The organism is Streptomyces sp. GL_140, from assembly GCF_057834465.1.
On the sequence record NZ_CM174404.1, the window covers coordinates 2,265,636 to 2,282,195 of the forward strand.

Annotated in this window: 16 protein-coding genes, 1 tRNA gene and 1 pseudogene; 12 read left to right on the forward strand and 6 right to left on the reverse strand. The window is 67.7% G+C overall.

What is annotated here, in order from left to right; all coding sequences use genetic code 11:
- The first annotated feature begins 4 nt into the window (after nucleotides 1-4).
- From AC3IYJ_RS10610 to AC3IYJ_RS10645, 8 genes are all read left to right on the forward strand, one after another.
- On the forward strand, nucleotides 5-481 hold the full coding sequence (locus AC3IYJ_RS10610; protein WP_489401056.1) for a PaaI family thioesterase: 477 nt from the start codon (nucleotides 5-7) through the stop codon (nucleotides 479-481).
- A 38-nt stretch (nucleotides 482-519) separates the two neighbouring features.
- Complete coding sequence (locus AC3IYJ_RS10615; protein ID WP_489401057.1) at nucleotides 520-921, forward strand: hypothetical protein; 402 nt, start codon at nucleotides 520-522, stop codon at nucleotides 919-921.
- A complete protein-coding gene (locus tag AC3IYJ_RS10620; protein ID WP_489401058.1) occupies nucleotides 918-1,556 on the forward strand; it encodes a Tat pathway signal sequence domain protein in 639 nt (212 codons plus the stop codon). Before AC3IYJ_RS10615 ends, AC3IYJ_RS10620 begins: the two co-directional genes overlap by 4 nt.
- Before the next feature lie 299 nt (nucleotides 1,557-1,855).
- Nucleotides 1,856-3,088 (forward strand): branched-chain amino acid ABC transporter substrate-binding protein, encoded by a 1,233-nt coding sequence (locus tag AC3IYJ_RS10625; RefSeq protein ID WP_489401059.1) that lies wholly within the window; start codon nucleotides 1,856-1,858, stop codon nucleotides 3,086-3,088.
- A 140-nt stretch (nucleotides 3,089-3,228) separates the two neighbouring features.
- Complete coding sequence (locus tag AC3IYJ_RS10630; RefSeq protein ID WP_330295840.1) at nucleotides 3,229-4,158, forward strand: branched-chain amino acid ABC transporter permease; 930 nt, start codon at nucleotides 3,229-3,231, stop codon at nucleotides 4,156-4,158.
- A gap of 5 nt (nucleotides 4,159-4,163) precedes the next feature.
- Nucleotides 4,164-5,978, forward strand: a complete 1,815-nt coding sequence (locus AC3IYJ_RS10635) for a branched-chain amino acid ABC transporter permease (protein WP_489401060.1) — start codon at nucleotides 4,164-4,166, stop codon at nucleotides 5,976-5,978.
- A gap of 3 nt (nucleotides 5,979-5,981) precedes the next feature.
- Complete coding sequence (locus tag AC3IYJ_RS10640; protein ID WP_489401061.1) at nucleotides 5,982-6,878, forward strand: ABC transporter ATP-binding protein; 897 nt, start codon at nucleotides 5,982-5,984, stop codon at nucleotides 6,876-6,878.
- Nucleotides 6,875-7,591 (forward strand): ABC transporter ATP-binding protein, encoded by a 717-nt coding sequence (locus tag AC3IYJ_RS10645; RefSeq protein WP_489401062.1) that lies wholly within the window; start codon nucleotides 6,875-6,877, stop codon nucleotides 7,589-7,591. Before AC3IYJ_RS10640 ends, AC3IYJ_RS10645 begins: the two co-directional genes overlap by 4 nt.
- A gap of 76 nt (nucleotides 7,592-7,667) precedes the next feature.
- On the opposite strand, the gene AC3IYJ_RS10650 is transcribed toward AC3IYJ_RS10645, so the two are convergent.
- Nucleotides 7,668-8,327, reverse strand: coding sequence for an ANTAR domain-containing response regulator (locus AC3IYJ_RS10650; protein ID WP_489401063.1), 660 nt, complete (start codon nucleotides 8,325-8,327; stop codon nucleotides 7,668-7,670).
- A 93-nt stretch (nucleotides 8,328-8,420) separates the two neighbouring features.
- Between AC3IYJ_RS10650 and AC3IYJ_RS10655 the strand changes: the two genes are divergently transcribed.
- Nucleotides 8,421-8,504, forward strand: a tRNA-Leu gene (locus AC3IYJ_RS10655).
- Nucleotides 8,505-8,590: 86 nt separating this feature from the next.
- Nucleotides 8,591-9,367: a helix-turn-helix domain-containing protein gene (locus AC3IYJ_RS10660; RefSeq protein ID WP_489401064.1), complete on the forward strand. Its 777-nt coding sequence runs from the start codon at nucleotides 8,591-8,593 to the stop codon at nucleotides 9,365-9,367.
- A 66-nt stretch (nucleotides 9,368-9,433) separates the two neighbouring features.
- Here the strand turns inward: AC3IYJ_RS10660 and AC3IYJ_RS10665 are convergent.
- The 3 genes and pseudogenes from AC3IYJ_RS10665 to AC3IYJ_RS10675 form a co-directional block, all read right to left on the reverse strand.
- Nucleotides 9,434-10,264, reverse strand: a pseudogene (locus tag AC3IYJ_RS10665) (GNAT family N-acetyltransferase); the annotation flags it as partial.
- Between the two features lie 12 nt (nucleotides 10,265-10,276).
- Nucleotides 10,277-10,849: a hypothetical protein gene (locus tag AC3IYJ_RS10670; RefSeq protein ID WP_489401065.1), complete on the reverse strand. Its 573-nt coding sequence runs from the start codon at nucleotides 10,847-10,849 to the stop codon at nucleotides 10,277-10,279.
- 156 nt (nucleotides 10,850-11,005) lie between these two features.
- Entirely contained in the window at nucleotides 11,006-11,605 is a 600-nt protein-coding gene (locus AC3IYJ_RS10675) for a TetR/AcrR family transcriptional regulator (RefSeq protein ID WP_489401066.1), read from the reverse strand.
- An 82-nt stretch (nucleotides 11,606-11,687) separates the two neighbouring features.
- On the opposite strand from AC3IYJ_RS10675, the gene AC3IYJ_RS10680 reads away from it, so the two are divergent.
- Nucleotides 11,688-12,260 (forward strand): alpha/beta fold hydrolase, encoded by a 573-nt coding sequence (locus tag AC3IYJ_RS10680; protein ID WP_489401067.1) that lies wholly within the window; start codon nucleotides 11,688-11,690, stop codon nucleotides 12,258-12,260.
- Between the two features lie 46 nt (nucleotides 12,261-12,306).
- Here the strand turns inward: AC3IYJ_RS10680 and pyk are convergent, their stop codons facing one another.
- Nucleotides 12,307-13,734 carry a pyruvate kinase gene (gene pyk / locus AC3IYJ_RS10685; RefSeq protein ID WP_489401068.1) on the reverse strand — a complete coding sequence of 476 codons (1,428 nt, stop codon included), beginning with the start codon at nucleotides 13,732-13,734 and terminating at the stop codon, nucleotides 12,307-12,309.
- A 157-nt stretch (nucleotides 13,735-13,891) separates the two neighbouring features.
- Nucleotides 13,892-14,596, reverse strand: a complete 705-nt coding sequence (locus AC3IYJ_RS10690; protein ID WP_489401069.1) for an SIMPL domain-containing protein — start codon at nucleotides 14,594-14,596, stop codon at nucleotides 13,892-13,894.
- Nucleotides 14,597-14,736: 140 nt separating this feature from the next.
- Here AC3IYJ_RS10690 and AC3IYJ_RS10695 point away from each other — a divergent pair, with 140 nt between their 5' ends.
- Nucleotides 14,737-16,548 (forward strand): bifunctional metallophosphatase/5'-nucleotidase, encoded by a 1,812-nt coding sequence (locus tag AC3IYJ_RS10695; RefSeq protein WP_489401070.1) that lies wholly within the window; start codon nucleotides 14,737-14,739, stop codon nucleotides 16,546-16,548.
- Nucleotides 16,549-16,560 lie beyond the last annotated feature (12 nt).

Genomic DNA, 16,560 nt, shown 5'->3' on the forward strand with positions numbered 1-16,560 from the left:
CCCCATGGGCGAGCAGCACGCGGTGAAGTTCCCGCAAGAGGTCATCGACGAGTACGCGGCCCTGGGCATCGACCTGCCCTCGCTGTTCTCCGCGGGCGACCTCGGCAAGCGGATGGACATCCGCATCCTCGAAGCCTCCGCCGACCGCGTCGTCGCCACGATGCCGGTCGAGGGCAACACCCAGCCCTACGGACTCCTCCACGGCGGCGCCTCCGCCGTGCTCGCCGAGACCATCGGCTCGGTCGGCGCGATGATGCACGGCGGCAGCACCAAGGTCGCCGTCGGCGTCGACCTGAACTGCACCCACCACCGCGGCGCCCGCTCCGGCCTGGTCACCGGCGTCGCCACCCCCGTCCACCGGGGCCGCTCCACCACCACCTACGAGGTGGTCATCACCGACGAGCAGGACCGCCGGGTCTGCACCGCCCGCCTCACCTGCCTGCTGCGCGACGTCAACCCGCAACAGGACGGCAACAACTAGCCGTTGCCCTCGTAGCGGCGCCGGTCTAGCGTTCCCGCATGGGATCCGGACCGGCGCCTCGACGCGCCGCGGCCACAGCGGCGACGACGCTGTCACTGGCCGCCGCGCTGCTCGGCTGCGCCGCCACCGGCCCGACCGGCGCCCCGGCCACCACCCTTCCGGCGCCCGCCCCGCCCGAGCAGGTCTGCACCCAGCTGATCACCCACTGGGTCGGCCGGATCCTCGACGCCGGCGACGACGACGCCGTCCACCTCGACTACCAGTCCATGGGCCTGTCCGGCGGCCAGAACGAGATCCTGCTCGCCGTCCTCGCCGACGCCCGCGCCGAACAGCGCGCCAAGGGCCCCGCCGCCGCCCGCGAGCTCACCGCCCGCGAGGCACAGCAGCGCTGCGCCGAGCGCTACCGCTCCGGCACCCCGACCGACGGTCCCTGGGGATGAGCGGCGGCATCGGCCCGATCGAGCCCGGGGAGGGCACCGAGGCCCACGAGAGCCCGCTCCCCGCCCCCCGTACGCCCCCCTGGGCCCGAAGGGCCCGCGAGGCCTACGAGGGCCACCGGCGGGCCGCGCTCGTCACCACGGCCCTGATCTGCGCGTCGGGCGTGGCCGCGGGCGGCGCCGCGCTGTACGCGGCACGGCCGCGCCCGGCCCCGTACACGCCCCCGGCGCCCTCCCAGGTCTTCTCCCTGACCTACGTCGGCCCGGTGGATCCGACCCCGGCCGGCAGCGCCTTCGCGTTCACCGTCCGTGTCCGCACCGCCTCCGGGCCGCCGGTCACCCTGGAGGGCCTGACCCAGTCCTCCGAGGCCCTGACGGCGGACGTGAGCGGACCTCCACTTCCGGCCACGGTCCCCGCGGGCGAAGTCCGTGACCTGCGGGTGCGGATTCGGGTCACCGACTGCGTGCATGTGGCACGGAATTCCGCGCTCCCATTCCTCGAGGTAACCCTCAGTAATAAATTCCAGAAGGAAGAGCACAGCTACATCCCCGGTGACCGTTATGCCAGGGACCTCTCCGTCGCTCTGACCAGGGCCTGTCCCGAAAGCCGAGACGCGACCACCCCCTCGCCGTCATGACCAAAACGACTCAGAGTCCTGGCACGACAGGACCAAACGGGTCTGACGATCCTCACGCATCTCACCATGCGGACAAGACGAACCGGCCGGAATTCCCCCGTTCCACCCGTAGAGATCCGCTATGTATTACGCCGTGGCATAACAAGAGAGTCACATCATTGCTCCAGGACCTCCATAAGGTCCCAGGACCCGCTTAGAGTCACGGCCAGTCACCGCGACCACCGGATTCCTTTCAGTTCGGTTCCCGCGTTCGACACGGTGCGTCCCAGGGGGGACGCAGTGCCAGGAAAGGACTGATCGTGCGTCAGCGTTCTCTCATTGCCGTGACCGCCGCGCTCGCCGCGGGCGCCCTCACTCTCACCGCCTGTGGTTCGCGCAACGACAAGGCCGGCGGCGACACCGGCGGCGGCGACACCACCGTCGTCATCGGCGTGGACGCCCCGCTGACCGGCGACCTCTCCGCCCTCGGCCTCGGCATCAAGAACTCCGCGGACCTCGCCGCCAAGCAGGCCAACGAGAAGAAGTACGTCAAGGGCGTCACCTTCAAGATCCAGGCCCTCGACGACCAGGCACAGGCCTCCTCCGGCCAGCAGAACGCCACCAAGCTCGTCGCCGACAAGGACGTCCTCGGTGTCGTCGGCCCGCTGAACTCCTCCGTCTCGGAGTCCATGCAGAAGGTCTTCGACGACGCCAAGCTCGTCCAGATCTCCCCGGCCAACACCAGCCCCTCCCTCACCCAGGGGCCGAAGTGGGCCACCGGCGAGAAGGTCCGCACCTACAAGAGCTACTTCCGCACCGCCACCACGGACGCCGTCCAGGGCCCGTTCGCGGCGCAGTACCTCTTCAACAAGGCGGGCAAGAAGAAGGTCTTCATCATTGATGACAAGAAGACCTACGGCGCAGGCCTCGCCGGCACCTTCAAGGGCGAATTCACCAAGCTCGGCGGCCAGGTCGTCGGCGAGGGCCACATCGACCCGGAGAGCAAGGACTTCTCCGCCGTCGTGACCCAGGTCAAGAGCTCCGGCGCCGACGTCGTCTACTACGGCGGCGAGTACCCCGCAGCCGGCCCGCTCAGCAAGCAGATCAAGGCCTCCGGCACCAACATCCCGCTCATCGGCGGCGACGGCATCTACGACAAGAAGTACGTCGAGCTCGCGGGCGAAGGCGCCGCCGGCGACCTCGCCACCTCGGTCGGCGCACCCGTCGAGAGCCTCCCCTCCGCCAAGGAGTTCGTGGCCAACTACACCAAGGCCGCGTACAAGGAGCCCTTCTCCGCCTACGGCGGCTACTCCTACGACTCCGCCTGGGCGATCATCGAGGCCGTCAAGGCCACCGTCGACGCCAACAACGGCAAGCTCCCCGCCGACGCCCGCGCCAAGGTCCTCGCCGCCGTCCAGGGCGTCTCCTTCGACGGCGTGACCGGCAAGGTCTCCTTCGACGAGTTCGGTGACGCCACCAACAAGCAGCTCACCGTCTACAAGGTCGAGGGCAACGACTGGAAGTCCGTCGAGTCCGGCACCCTCGGCGGCTGACCCAACCGTCACCCCCACCGGTAGCCGGTAGTCCGCTCGAACGGCCGGCCACCGGAGCACCACCACACCTGCCGCGCGGGGCGCGCACAAAAAGCGCCCCGCGCGGTGTCACATCCGTCGAAAGACTCGGAGGACCTGCGGTGCACGAACTGCCGCAACAGCTGGTCAACGGCCTGCTACTGGGATCCATGTACGGGCTCGTCGCCATTGGCTACACCATGGTCTACGGCATCGTCCAGCTCATCAACTTCGCGCATGGCGAGATCTTCATGACCGGCGGGTTCGGGGCCCTCACCGTCTGGCTGATGCTCCCCGGGGGCACCACCATGTGGATCGCCCTCCCCCTCATGCTCATAGGCGCCGTCATCGTCGCCACCCTCATCGCCGTCGGCGCCGAACGCTTCGCCTACCGGCCCCTGCGCACCGCACCCCGCCTCGCCCCGCTCATCACCGCCATCGGCCTCTCCCTCGCCCTCCAGCAGGCGGTATGGGCCTGGTACCCCGACGCGAAGTCCTCCGTCGTCTTCCCCCAGATCCCCGGCGGCCCCTTCAACATCGGCAGCGTCACCATCCAGACCGGTGACGTCTTCCTCCTCCTCGCCGCCCCCGTCTCCATGGCCTTCCTCGGCTTCTTCGTCAAGAAGACCCGCACCGGCCGCGGCATGCAGGCAACCTCGCAGGACCCCGACACCGCCAAGCTCATGGGCATCAACACCGACCGCATCATCACGGTCGCCTTCGCCCTCGGAGCCGTCTTCGCCGCCGTCGGAGCCGTCGCCTACGGCCTCAAGTACGGCGAAGTCAACTTCAAAATGGGCTTCCTGCTCGGCCTCAAGGCCTTCACCGCAGCAGTCCTCGGCGGTATCGGCAACATCTACGGCGCCATGATCGGTGGCCTCGTCCTCGGCCTCGCCGAAACCCTCACCACCGCCTACGTCGCCGACATCCCCGGCTTCCAGCAGCTCGGCGGACAGTCCTGGGGCAACACCTGGGCGTTCGTCCTCCTCATCCTCGTACTCCTCTTCCGGCCACAAGGCCTGCTGGGCGAGCGCGTCGCGGACAGGGCGTGAGAACCATGACGACCACCACCACGGAACCCACGACCATGAACGCAGCGCCCAAGGGATTCATCGCCCTCCCCGAGAAGACCGGCCGCGCCCTCGCCACCGCGGGCGGCGCCCTCACCGTCGTCTCCTGCTTCCTCTCCTGGACCTGGACCTCCGCCTTCCCCGGTGACCTCACCGTCATCGGATACCCCGGCGGCCTCCAGTGGCTCGTCCTCGTCGGCGGCCTCCTCACCACCCTCTTCGGCCTCTCCTCCTACGGGATCAAGGGCCTCGGCTGGCTCACCCCCGCCGGAGCGGACGCGGCGATCAAGCTCTCCGCCCTCGCCGCCTTCGCCACCGCCTGGTACACGATCGTCGCGATCATCACCACGCTCGGCGGCATCGTCAACCTCGAACCCGGCGGCTACGTCGTCGCCATCACCTCACTGCTCGCCCTCGTCGGAGCCCTCTCGCTCCCCTTCGAACGCCCCGCCCTCGAAGGACCCGACCCGGACGACAGCAGCTGGGAACAGCTCAAGCACAACGCGCACAACCAGCTCACCAGCGCCAAGGCCGCCTTCACCGCCGGCCCGCTCAAGCCCGCCCGCGCGCTCCCGGCCTGGACCGAGATCCTCCTGATCGCCGTCGTCCTCGCCCTCGCCCTCGGCGTCTTCACCTACGGCATCACCACCCCGTACCAGGAACTCTTCATCGGCTTCCTGATCACCGCCGCCTTCGGATCCGCCGCCCTCAACAAGGCCGGCCTGATGGCACGCATCACCACCCTCACCACCCGCCACCGCAACGTCGCCCTCGTCGGCGCCTTCGCAGCCGCGGCAGCCTTCCCCTTCACCCAGACCGACGACCAGTACGCGACCCTCGGCGTCAACATCCTCATCTTCGCCACCGTCGCACTCGGCCTCAACATCGTCGTCGGCCTCACCGGCCTCCTCGACCTCGGCTACGTCGCCTTCCTCGGCGTCGGCGCCTACACCGCGGCCCTGGTCTCCGGCTCCCCCAACTCCCCCTTCGGAGTGCACCTCCCCTTCTGGGCCGCCATCCTCCTCGGCGCCGCCGCCTCCATGGTCTTCGGCGTCCTGATCGGCGCACCCACCCTGCGACTGCGCGGCGACTACCTCGCCATCGTGACGCTCGGCTTCGGTGAGATCTTCCGCATCTCCATGAACAACCTCGACGGCGTCTCCGGCCCCGACATCACCAACGGGCCCAACGGCATCGCCAACATCCCCAACGTCGACCTCTTCGGATTCGACTTCGGAGCCACCCACACCATCGCCGGATTCACCATCGGCCGCTTCGCCAACTACTTCCTGCTGATGCTCCTGATCACCCTCGTCGTGGTCCTGGTCTTCCGCCGCAGCGCGGAATCCCGCATCGGCCGCGCCTGGGTCGCCATCCGCGAAGACGAAACCGCCGCCGAAGCCATGGGCATCAACGGCTTCCGCGTCAAACTCATCGCCTTCGCCCTCGGCGCCACCCTCGCCGGACTCGCAGGCGCCGTACAGGCCCACGTGAACTACACCGTCACCCCGGACCAGTACGTCTTCGCCAACGCCGTACCCCCGAACTCCGCCTTCCTGCTCGCCGCAGTCGTCCTCGGCGGCATGGGAACCATCTCCGGCCCCCTCGTCGGCGGATCGCTCCTCTTCCTGCTCCCCAACAAGCTCCAGTCCCTGGGCGAGTACCAGCTCCTCACCTTCGGCATCGCACTCATCATCCTGATGCGCCTGCGCCCCGAAGGCCTCATCCCCAACCGGCGCAACCAGCTCGAACTCCACAAGGACATGGAAGCGCCCACGGTCCTCGGCAAGGCAGGGGTCTGACCCATGACGACCACCACCACCGAAACCCCCGCCACCACGGCGGAGACCGTCCTCGACGCACGCGGCGTCACGATGCGCTTCGGCGGCCTCACCGCCGTCAAGAACGTCGACCTGACCGTCCGCAGCGGCGAGATCGTCGGACTCATCGGCCCCAACGGCGCCGGCAAGACCACCTTCTTCAACTGCCTCACCGGCCTCTACATCCCCACCGAGGGAGAAGTCCGGTACAAGGGCACGGTCCTGCCCCCCAAGTCCTACAAGGTCACCGCGGCCGGCATCGCCCGCACCTTCCAGAACATCCGTCTCTTCAACAACATGACGGTCCTGGAAAACGTCCTCGTCGGCCGCCACACCCGCACCAAGCAAGGCCTCTGGTCCGCCCTCCTGCGCCTCCCCAGCTTCGGCCGGGAAGAAACCGCGAGCCGCGAGAAGGCCATGGAACTCCTCGAGTTCATCGGCCTCGCCGACAAGGCCGACCACCTCGCCCGCAACCTCCCCTACGGCGACCAGCGCAAGCTCGAAATCGCCCGCGCGCTGGCCAGCGACCCCGGCCTCATCCTCCTGGACGAGCCCACCGCCGGAATGAACCCGCAGGAGACCCGGACCACCGAAGAACTCATCTTCGCCATCCGGGACCAGGGCATCGCCGTCCTCGTCATCGAGCACGACATGCGCTTCATCTTCAACCTCTGCGACCGCGTCGCCTGCCTCGTCCAGGGCGAAAAGCTCATCGAAGGCACCGCAGCCGAAGTCCAGGGCGACGAGCGCGTCATCGCCGCCTACCTCGGCGAACCCTTCGAAGGCGCCCCCGGCGCCGAAGAAATCGCGGAGGTCGAAGCAGCCGAGGCACACAGCGAGGCGACGCACAGCACGCCCAGCACGGACGGAGAAGACCGGTGACCGCACTCCTCGAGGTCGAAGACCTCCGCGTCGCCTACGGCAAGATCGAAGCCGTCAAGGGCATCTCCTTCAGTGTCGACGCCGGCCAGATCGTCACCCTCATCGGCACCAACGGCGCCGGCAAGACGACGACCCTGCGCACCCTCTCGGGCCTGATCAAGCCGCGCGGCGGACAGATCAAGTTCCAGGGCAAGTCCCTCAAGAAGATCCCCGCGCACGACATCGTCGCGCTCGGACTCGCCCACTCCCCCGAGGGGCGGCACATCTTCCCGCGCATGACGATCGAGGACAACCTCCTCCTCGGCGCCTTCCTCCGCAAGGACAAGGACGGCATCGCCAAGGACGTCCAGCGCGCCTACGACCTCTTCCCGATCCTGGGCGAGCGCCGCAAGCAGGCCGCGGGCACCCTCTCGGGCGGCGAGCAGCAGATGCTGGCCATGGGCCGCGCGCTCATGTCCCGGCCGAAGCTGCTCATGCTGGACGAGCCCTCGATGGGCCTCTCGCCGATCATGATGCAGAAGATCATGGCGACCATCGCCGAGCTCAAGTCGCAGGGCACCACCATCCTGCTGGTCGAGCAGAACGCCCAGGCCGCGCTCTCCCTGGCCGACCAGGGCCACGTGATGGAGATCGGCAAGGTCGTCCTCTCGGGCCCCGGCCGCGAGCTCCTGGTCAACGAGGACGTCCGCAAGGCGTACCTCGGCGAGGACTGAGCCCGTACCCACGCACCAGTGAGGCCCGCCTCCCGGATTCCGGGAGGCGGGCCTCACTGTGTCCGCCCTACGGGAACTACTCCCCCTTGGCGGCTGCCGCCTTCTTCTCCTCGGCGTCCTCGATGACCGCCTCGGCGACCTGCTGCATGGACATCCGGCGGTCCATGGAGGTCTTCTGGATCCAGCGGAACGCGGCCGGCTCGGAAAGCCCGTACTGCGTCTGCAGGATGCTCTTCGCCCGGTCCACGAGCTTGCGGGTCTCCAGGCGCAGCGAGAGGTCGGCAACCTCCTTCTCCAGCGCACGGAGCTCGGCGAAGCGGGACACGGCCATCTCGATGGCGGGAACCACGTCGCTCTTGCTGAAGGGCTTCACCAGGTACGCCATGGCCCCGGCGTCCCGCGCCCGCTCCACCAGATCGCGCTGCGAGAACGCGGTCAGCATCAGCACGGGGGCGATGGACTCCTCCGCGATCTTCTCGGCCGCGGAGATCCCGTCCAGTACGGGCATCTTCACATCGAGGATCACCAGGTCAGGGCGGTGCTCCCGGGCCAGCTCAACGGCGGTCTGCCCGTCTCCGGCCTCGCCGACGACGGCGTAGCCCTCTTCCTCCAGCATTTCCTTGAGGTCGAGACGGATGAGCGCCTCGTCCTCGGCGATGACGACTCGCGTCGTCAGCGGCGGAACGTGCGACTGGTCGGCGTCGGGCGTGGGCGTCGACTCGTGCTCGGCGGTCACTGGGGCTCCTCTTTGCGGGGCTGTGCTGCTTGGATGAGCCTACCTAGCAGCGCCCCGGTGTGGTCACCCGGTACACTCCTGACGTGCAAGCTAGCCGGGTTGGCGCAACTGGTTGACGCGGAGGTCTCAAACACCTCTGTTCGAAAGAACGTGTGGGTTCGAATCCCATACCCGGCACAGCGTTCGAAAAGCGGACGTTCACCTTCGCGTGAACGTCCGCTTTTTGCTGCCTACGGCCACCATTCCTCACGCACAGTGGCGCAATGGAGTTCCACAGCCTCGAAGTACGGCAAACAGCCCTCTCGCTTCTGCGAGGCGGCACACGAAATGCCGAGGTGGCCCGCCACCTGAATGTTCCACTGGGCACCATCGGCTACTGGAAGCACCTGGACCGGTCAAAGCGCGGCGAGTGTCCTGGTTCTCACAATCCGGATTGCCCCCGTTGCGACGGCAGCCCCCTCGACTTACCGGCCTACGCGTACTTGCTCGGCCTCTACCTGGGCGACGGCCACATAAGCCACTACTCGGGCCATCGCGTCCCCAACCTCATGGTCACCTGTGACGACCATTGGCCCGGGCTCATGGACTTGGCCGAGCAAGCGATGCAGCGGGTGTTCCCCTTCAACCAGGTCTGCCGGGTCCGCAAAGTCGGCTGCCACAACGTCAAGGTCTACTCGAAGCATCTTGAGTGCCTCTTCCCGCAGCACGGGCCCGGCAAGAAACACGACCGACGCATCACCCTTGAGGACTGGCAGCAAGCCATCGTCGACGCACACCCCTGGGAGTTCATCCGCGGGCTGATCCACTCCGACGGGTGCCGGATCACCAACTGGACCGTCCGCAACGGCAAGCGCTACGAGTACCCCCGTTACTTCTTCACCAACAAGTCCGACGACATCCGCAAGCTCTGCACCGACACCCTCGCGAAGGTCGGCATCCAGTGGACGATCCTGGCCCGCGGCAGCGATCCCTTCAACGTCTCCATCGCCCGCAAGGCATCCGTCGCGCTCATGGACGAACACATCGGGCCGAAGCACTAAGGCCCGTCGTGGAAGCGCCGACGGGCCGGACGGGGTGATGCCCGGTTCCGGCCCGTCCGCTCGTCCCTATAGGTCGAGCTGATAGTGCAGCGTTGTGTGCGTGGGCACGTAGCCGAGGCTGTCGCTGATGCGTCTCATGGGCGTGTTGCTGTCGGCGGTGTCGGTCAGGAGGCCGCCGAGGTCCGGATGGAGCCCGCGGGCCTGTCGGATGGATTCGGCCTTCATCCATCGGCCGAGGCCGTGTCCGCGGTGCTCGGGCAGGGCGGCGGTGCCGTAGTGCTGGCCGTCACCCATGCCGTTGCCGGGGACGACGAGTTCGGTGAATCCGGCGATCGAGTCGTCGCGGGTGTCGATGGCGACGACTGTGTGCAGGTGGTCGCCGCGCTGTTCGACGGCCTTCGCCGCGGCCCGGACCCGGTCCACGTCCCAGGTCGTGGTGCCGTGGTCGGCGTCCTCCATGGGCATGTCGTCCATGGCGCGACGTGAGGCGGCGAAGGTCTGGGCTAGGTCGTCGGGGACGGTTCCCCGCCAGGACGTCAGCCGGTAGCCGGGACGGGGAAGCTCGATGGTGTCGGCGAGGGCGACGGCGTCGACGTCGGCCAGTGACAAGCGGGCGAACCTCAGGGTGAGGACCTTGCGGAAGCCGTGGGCCGGCAGGAAGTGGTCGCCGGGCGATCCGGCCCCGGCCTGCGCCACGACGCAGCGTCGGGCGTTGTCCCGGGCGGCGGCCACGGCCGTTTCGAGGAGCTGGGAGCCGACACCCTTGCGGCGTTCCACGGGGTGGACGTGGAGGGTCAGTTCGGCCAGGTGGTCCTGTCCGCCGTCGAACAGGCGCAGGAAGGCCGTGCCGGTGGTGATGGAGTCGGCGTCGGAGGCCAGCCATGCGAGGCGTCGGCTCTCGGCAAAGGTTTAACTGAAGGGTTTGGGGATCCTCCCTTTTTGACCGCTCCGGCGTCGGAGGTAGTAGGCGGCCGTGACGGCGGCCAGCAGTGGTCCCCACAGCAGCATCGGCAGGTAGCACGCGTTCATGATCCATGCGGCTACGCCTTGGGGGGCCTCGGATCCGCCCACGGCGGCAGGTGTGCCTCCCCAGAACATCCGCAGGGACAGTGCGGTGACCGCGCATGCCCCCAGTGCCGCCGGCACGACCACCGCCCATGTCGGGATGCGTCTGCCGCTCAGGAGCGGTATCCAGCGCGGGACCGTCTCGCCCCATGGCCGGACCAGGCCGATGGTGAGGAGCGCGAGTGCCTCGCTGAAGAGGGTCAGCAGGGTGATGTAGGAGGAGGTTTCCAGGCCGGGCTGCCAGTCTTGGGCCAGCTGTCCGCTGAAGCCGACGGGGATGCCGACGGCCATGGCCATGCGCCATAAGCCGGACGGGAGGACGGCCAGGGGTACGGCGTGGGCCATCCGGTCGGCCCAGCGCGGCACGGTGTTGGAATCGGTGTGTGGCTTGGCGGGCAGTGTGGTTCCGGCAGCCATGGCGACCTCCCGAGCGGCGTGTGCGGTGCCTCAAGATCCTCCGCCTCTCGGCCGTGCCGGGCGTCGTACCAGGGTTTCGTCTTGCTGCGACCGTCGGTTGAGTCCGTCTCCCTCTTGAGCATGACGAGGCCGCCCTGCGGGTCGATACGCCTACGCCTAGCGCGCCAGGCCGTGCAGGACGGTCGTCACGTGGGCTTTCGCGTCGGCGGGGTCGAGGGGGGCGTGGGCTACGAGGAGGCGGTACCAGAAGGGGCCGAAGACGAGGTCGGTGGCGTGGGTGAGGTCGGTGGTGGCGGGGAGTTCTTCGCGGGTGATCGCGCGGGTGAGGAGGGTGGTGACGAGTTCGCGGCGGGTGGCGGCCCAGGTGCGGAAGGGTTCGGCGAAGGCGGGGTCGAGTTGGGCTTCGGCCATGAGGCCGGTGAGGGCTTTGGTTCGGACGGGGTCGTTGCCGATGCGGTAGAGGTCGGTGACGAAGGCGGTGAGGTCGCCGGTGAGGGTGCCTGTGTCGGGTTCGGGGACGCGGGTGGCGGTTTCGTGGGCGTAGGCGTCCATGACGAGGGCGGGCTTGGATTTCCACCAGCGGTAGACGGTGCTTTTGGCGACGTTGGCGCGTTTGGCGACGCCTTCGATGGTGAGGGCGCCGTAGCCGTTTTCGACGAGGAGTGCGGTGGTGGCTTCGAGGACGGAGTGGTGGGCGTCTTCGTTGCGGAGGCGGCCGCCGGTGCGGGGTGGGTTGCCCGAAGGAGTGATTGACACGGCTTCACGATAGCCCTAGCGTTTTATCGAAACGCACCGTAGCGTTTCGATTGAAGGATCGACCGGAGCAGGGGGCGGAGCCATGGGCAAGATCGTGATCGCGCACGGGTACGGGATGAATGCCGGGGAGCACTGGTACGAGGCGACGGGTGAGGAGTTCGCCGCCGAGGGGCACGAGGTGCGGATTCCGAACTTCCCCGAGCCCTTCGCGCCGGAGGCCGACGTGTGGCTGAGGGAGTTGGAGGCGGAGGCCGCGGGGTCGCCGGCGGGCGAGACGGTGCTGGTGGGTCACAGTCTGGGCGGGGTGAATGTGCTGCGGTTGCTTCAGCGGCACGACACGGCGGCGGAGGGGGCCTTCGCGGGGGTGGTGTTCGTGGCGTCGATGTCCGGTGAGGTCGGCTACGAGGCGTTGGCCCCGTTCTTCACGCCGGAGTTCGACTGGCAGCGGATCCGTAGGGCGGCGCGGGAGTTCCGGGTGCTGCATGCGGCGGATGACCCGGTGACGGGTGAGAAGACCGGTGAGCACGTGTTGCGGTTCGTGCGGGAGTTGGGTGCGCAGGCGCGTGTGACCGCGTCGGGCGGGCACTTCCCGAGTACGGGTGGGAGCGCTTTGGTGTTGCCCGACGCGGTGCGTCTTATACGTGAGGTGTTGTAGCCGGTGTCGTGGCCGGGGCCGGGGCTCGGGCCGCGGGGTGTCGGCTTCAGCGGACGGCGTCGCCGATGTGGTGGACGCGGACCAGGTTGGTGGATCCGGTGACTCCGGGGGGTGAGCCGGCGGTGATGACGACGACGTCGCCGGGTACGCAGCGGCCGATGCGCAGGAGTTCTTCTTCGACTTGGGCGACCATCGCGTCGGTGGAGTCGACGTGGGGGCCGAGGAAGGTTTCGACGCCCCAGGTGAGGTTGAGCTGGGAGCGGGTGGCGGGGTCGGGGGTGAAGGCGAGGAGGGGGATGGGTGAGCGGTAGCGGGAGAGACGGCGGACGGTGTCTCCGCTCTGGGTGAAGGCGACGAGGAATTTGGCTCCGAGGAAGTCGCCCATTTCGGCGGCGGCGCGGGCGACTGCTCCGCCTTGGGTGCGGGGCTTGTTGCGGTCGGTGAGTGGGGGGAGGCCCTTGGCGAGGATGTCTTCTTCGGCGGCTTCGATGATGCGGGCCATGGTGCGGACGGTTTCGATGGGGTATTTGCCGACGCTGGTTTCGCCGGAGAGCATGACGGCGTCGGTGCCGTCGATGACGGCGTTGGCGACGTCGGAGGCTTCGGCGCGGGTGGGTCGGGAGTTGTCGATCATCGAGTCGAGCATTTGGGTGGCGACGATGACGGGCTTGGCGTTGCGCTTGGCGAGCTTGACGGCTCGTTTCTGGACGATGGGGACTTGTTCCAGGGGCATTTCGACGCCGAGGTCGCCGCGGGCGACCATGATGCCGTCGAAGGCGGCGACGATGTCGTCGATGTTTTCGACGGCCTGGGGCTTTTCGACTTTGGCGATGACGGGGAGGCGTCGGCCTTCTTCGTCCATGATGCGGTGGACGTCTTGGATGTCGTTGCCGCTGCGGACGAAGGAGAGGGCGATGACGTCGGCGCCGATGCGCAGGGCCCAGCGGAGGTCGTCGATGTCTTTTTCGGAGAGGGCGGGTACGGAGACTGCGACGCCGGGGAGGTTGAGTCCCTTGTGGTCGGAGACCATGCCGCCTTCGATGACGCGGGTGTGGACGCGGGGGCCGTCGACTGCGGTGACTTCGAGGGTGACGCGGCCGTCGTCTACGAGGATGCGTTCGCCGGTGGTGACGTCGGTGGCGAGGCCTTTGTAGGTGGTGCCGCAGGTGTGGCGGTCGCCTTCGTGGTCTTCGACGGTGATGGTGAAGTCGTCGCCGCGTTCAAGGAGTACGGGTCCTTCGCGGAAGCGGCCGAGGCGGATCTTCGGGCCTTGAAGGTCTGCGAGGACGCCGACGCTGCGGCCGGTTTCGTCGGCGGCTTTGCGGACGCGTTGGTATCGCTCCTCGTGTTCGGCGTAGGTGCCGTGGCTGAGGTTGAAGCGGGCGATGTCCATTCCGGCTTCGACCAGGGCTTTGATCTGGTCGTATGAGTCGGTGGCGGGGCCCAGGGTACATACGATTTTCGCTCGGCGCATGGGGCGAGCGTATGCCCCTACCAGGCAGTAGGAAATTGGTTCCGGGTGTCCACTCAACAACCTTTAAGCAAAAGCTTGTTGACAATTGTTGAATGTGCATGGGGGTGCTCTGATGAGCACCCCCGAGGCACCGTTCGTGGGTCTTGGGAGGGGGTTTTCAGAGCTGGGGAGGAGTCATGGTGAAGCGGGCGTTGACCTGGGCGTAGACGGTCTGGCGCTCGGGTTCGAGGTCGAGTGCGGGGGCGGTGTCCTCGGCGGCGCTGAAGGCCATGGTGCGCATGCCGGCGCCGGGGGCGTTCGCTCGGAAGGGGGTGGGGGCGTTCTCGGCTCCGAGGTCGGCGAGTTCGACGAGGGCTGCGAGGTCGGCTCCGAGGGCGGCGGCGTATTCGCGGGCGCGTTGGACGGCTTCGAGTACGGCTTGGCGGCGGGCTTCGCCGTGGGCGGGTGAGGTGGGGCGCAGGGCCCACCAGGGGCCGTCGACTTGGGTGAGTTCGAGGTCGGCGAGGCGGGTGGTGAGTTCGCCGAGGGTGGTGAAGTCGTTGAGTTCGGCGGTGAGGTGGACGCGTCCGTGGTAGGCGCGGATGCGTTCGCCGCGGCCGTGGCGGGTGAGTTCGGGGGTGATGGAGAAGGCGCCGGTTTCGAGTTTTTCGACGGGGTCGCCGTAGCTTTTGACGAGGTCGAGGACGGCGTTGTTGCGGCGGGTGAGGTCTTCGAGGGCGGTGCGTCGGTCGGTGCCGCGGGCGCTGACGGTGATGCCGATGCGGGCGATCTCGGGGTCGACTTCGAGGGTGGCTTCGCCGCGGACTGCGACGCGGGGGACTTCGGGGGTTCCGTAGGGCTGGTGCGATGCGTCCTGGGTCATGGATTCACTGTCGCACTGTGGCTCGTTCGGGTGTGGTCATCGGATCGAAACCTGCTGGGGGTGTTGCGTCTTGTTGCTGCTGGGTCAGAATCTACGCGCGTTGCCTACATGTACTCGCGTACCTCAAAAGGGGAGATGGCATGGCGTTCGACCGTAGGACTTTTCTGGGCACTTCGGCTGCGACGGGTGCGGCTGTGGCGTTGGCGGGGGCCACGAGCACCCCGGCCGCCGCGGCCGAGGGGGCTGTCGGTGCGGCTCCGGCCGCGGGGTCGAGGACGTACGCGTTCACGGTGATGGGGACGACGGACCTGCACGGGAACGTCTTCAACTGGGACTACTTCATGGACAAGGAGTTCGACGACAAGGCGCACAACGATGTCGGTCTGGCGAAGATCTCCACGTTGGTGAATCAGGTGCGGGCGGAGAAGGGGCGGTGCAACACACTGCTGATCGATGCCGGTGACACCATTCAGGGCACGCAGTTGTCGTACTACTACGCGAAGGTGGATCCGATCACCGCGCGGCGTGGTCCGGTGCATCCGATGGCGCAGGCGATGAATGCGATCGGGTACGACGCGGCGGCGCTGGGGAACCACGAGTTCAACTACGGCATTCCGGTGCTGCGCAAGTTCGAGGAGCAGTGTGATTTCCCGCTGCTGGGGGCGAACGCGCTGGATGCCAAGACGTTGCGGCCGGCGTTCCCTCCGTACAGCATGCACCGGCTGCGCACTCCGCACGGGCGGGATGTGAAGGTGGCGGTGCTGGGTCTGACGAATCCGGGGATCGCGATCTGGGACAAGGCGAACGTGCAGGGGAAGATGACGTTCCCGGGTCTTGAGGAGCAGGCGGCGAAGTATGTGCCGCGGCTGCGGTCGCTGGGTGCGGATGTGGTGATCGTGTCGGCGCATTCGGGTTCGAGCGGTACGTCTTCGTACGGTGACCAGTTGCCGTACATCGAGAACGCGGCGGGTCTGGTGGCGGAGCAGGTGCCGGGGATCGACGCGATCCTGGTGGGGCACGCGCACACGGAGATCCCGGAGTACCGGGTGAAGAACAAGGCGACCGGCAAGGACGTGGTGCTGTCGGAGCCTTTGAAGTGGGGTCAGCGGCTGACGTTGTTCGACTTCGAGCTGACCTGGGCGAAGGGCTGCTGGGCGGTGGCGAAGGTGTCGGCGCGGGTGCTGAATTCGAATGCGGCGGTGGAGGACCCGAAGATAGTGCGGCTGCTGTCGGACGAGCACCGCAAGGTGGTGGCGTACGTCAATCAGGTGATCGGTTCGTCCACGCAGGCGATGTCCTCGGCGGAGGGTCCGGTCAAGGACGTGGCGATCATCGATCTGATCAGCCATGTGCAGGCCGAGACGGTGAAGGCGGCGCTGGCGGGTACGGAGTGGGCGGCGCTGCCGGTGCTGTCGCAGGCTTCGTGCTTCTCGCGGACGGCGGCGATTCCGGCGGGTCAGGTGACCATCAAGGATGCGGCGGGTCTGTATCCGTTCGAGAACACGCTGGAGGCGCGGCTGATGACGGGTGCGCAGATGAAGGCGTATCTGGAGTATTCGGCGAAGTACTACGTGCGGACGGCGCCGGATGAGGTGGTGGATCCGGCGAAGTTGACGAATTCCGAGAGCACGCCGGACTACAACTACGACGCGGTGTACGGGTTGACGTACGACATCGATGTGTCGGCGCCGGTGGGTTCGCGGATCGTGGGGCTGTCCTTCCAGGGCAAGGCGGTGGATCCGGCGGCGCAGTTCGTGCTGGCGGTGAACAACTACCGGGCTTCTGGTGGCGGGAACTTCCCGCATGTGCCGCAGGCCCGGCAGTTGTGGGCCAATTCGGATGAGATACGTAACACGATCATCCAGTGGGTGAAGGCGAAGGGGACGGTGGACCCGGCGCAGTTCGCATCTGTGGACTGGCGTCTGACCCGGGCCGGGACACCGGTCTTCTAAAAGCGGTGGTCT

What these genes read in the sequence shown, in the direction of transcription:
- AC3IYJ_RS10680 (WP_489401067.1), top strand. Translation starts at nt 11,688, where the DNA reads ATGGGCAAGATCGTGATCGCGCACGGGTACGGGATGAATGCCGGGGAG.
- AC3IYJ_RS10695 (WP_489401070.1), top strand. Translation starts at nt 14,737, where the DNA reads ATGGCGTTCGACCGTAGGACTTTTCTGGGCACTTCGGCTGCGACGGGT.
- AC3IYJ_RS10660 (WP_489401064.1), top strand. Translation starts at nt 8,591, where the DNA reads ATGGAGTTCCACAGCCTCGAAGTACGGCAAACAGCCCTCTCGCTTCTG.
- AC3IYJ_RS10690 (WP_489401069.1), bottom strand. Translation starts at nt 14,596, where the DNA reads ATGACCCAGGACGCATCGCACCAGCCCTACGGAACCCCCGAAGTCCCC.
- pyk (WP_489401068.1), bottom strand. Translation starts at nt 13,734, where the DNA reads ATGCGCCGAGCGAAAATCGTATGTACCCTGGGCCCCGCCACCGACTCA.
- AC3IYJ_RS10615 (WP_489401057.1), top strand. Translation starts at nt 520, where the DNA reads ATGGGATCCGGACCGGCGCCTCGACGCGCCGCGGCCACAGCGGCGACG.
- AC3IYJ_RS10640 (WP_489401061.1), top strand. Translation starts at nt 5,982, where the DNA reads ATGACGACCACCACCACCGAAACCCCCGCCACCACGGCGGAGACCGTC.
- AC3IYJ_RS10635 (WP_489401060.1), top strand. Translation starts at nt 4,164, where the DNA reads ATGACGACCACCACCACGGAACCCACGACCATGAACGCAGCGCCCAAG.
- AC3IYJ_RS10610 (WP_489401056.1), top strand. Translation starts at nt 5, where the DNA reads ATGGGCGAGCAGCACGCGGTGAAGTTCCCGCAAGAGGTCATCGACGAG.
- AC3IYJ_RS10670 (WP_489401065.1), bottom strand. Translation starts at nt 10,849, where the DNA reads ATGGCTGCCGGAACCACACTGCCCGCCAAGCCACACACCGATTCCAAC.
- AC3IYJ_RS10620 (WP_489401058.1), top strand. Translation starts at nt 918, where the DNA reads ATGAGCGGCGGCATCGGCCCGATCGAGCCCGGGGAGGGCACCGAGGCC.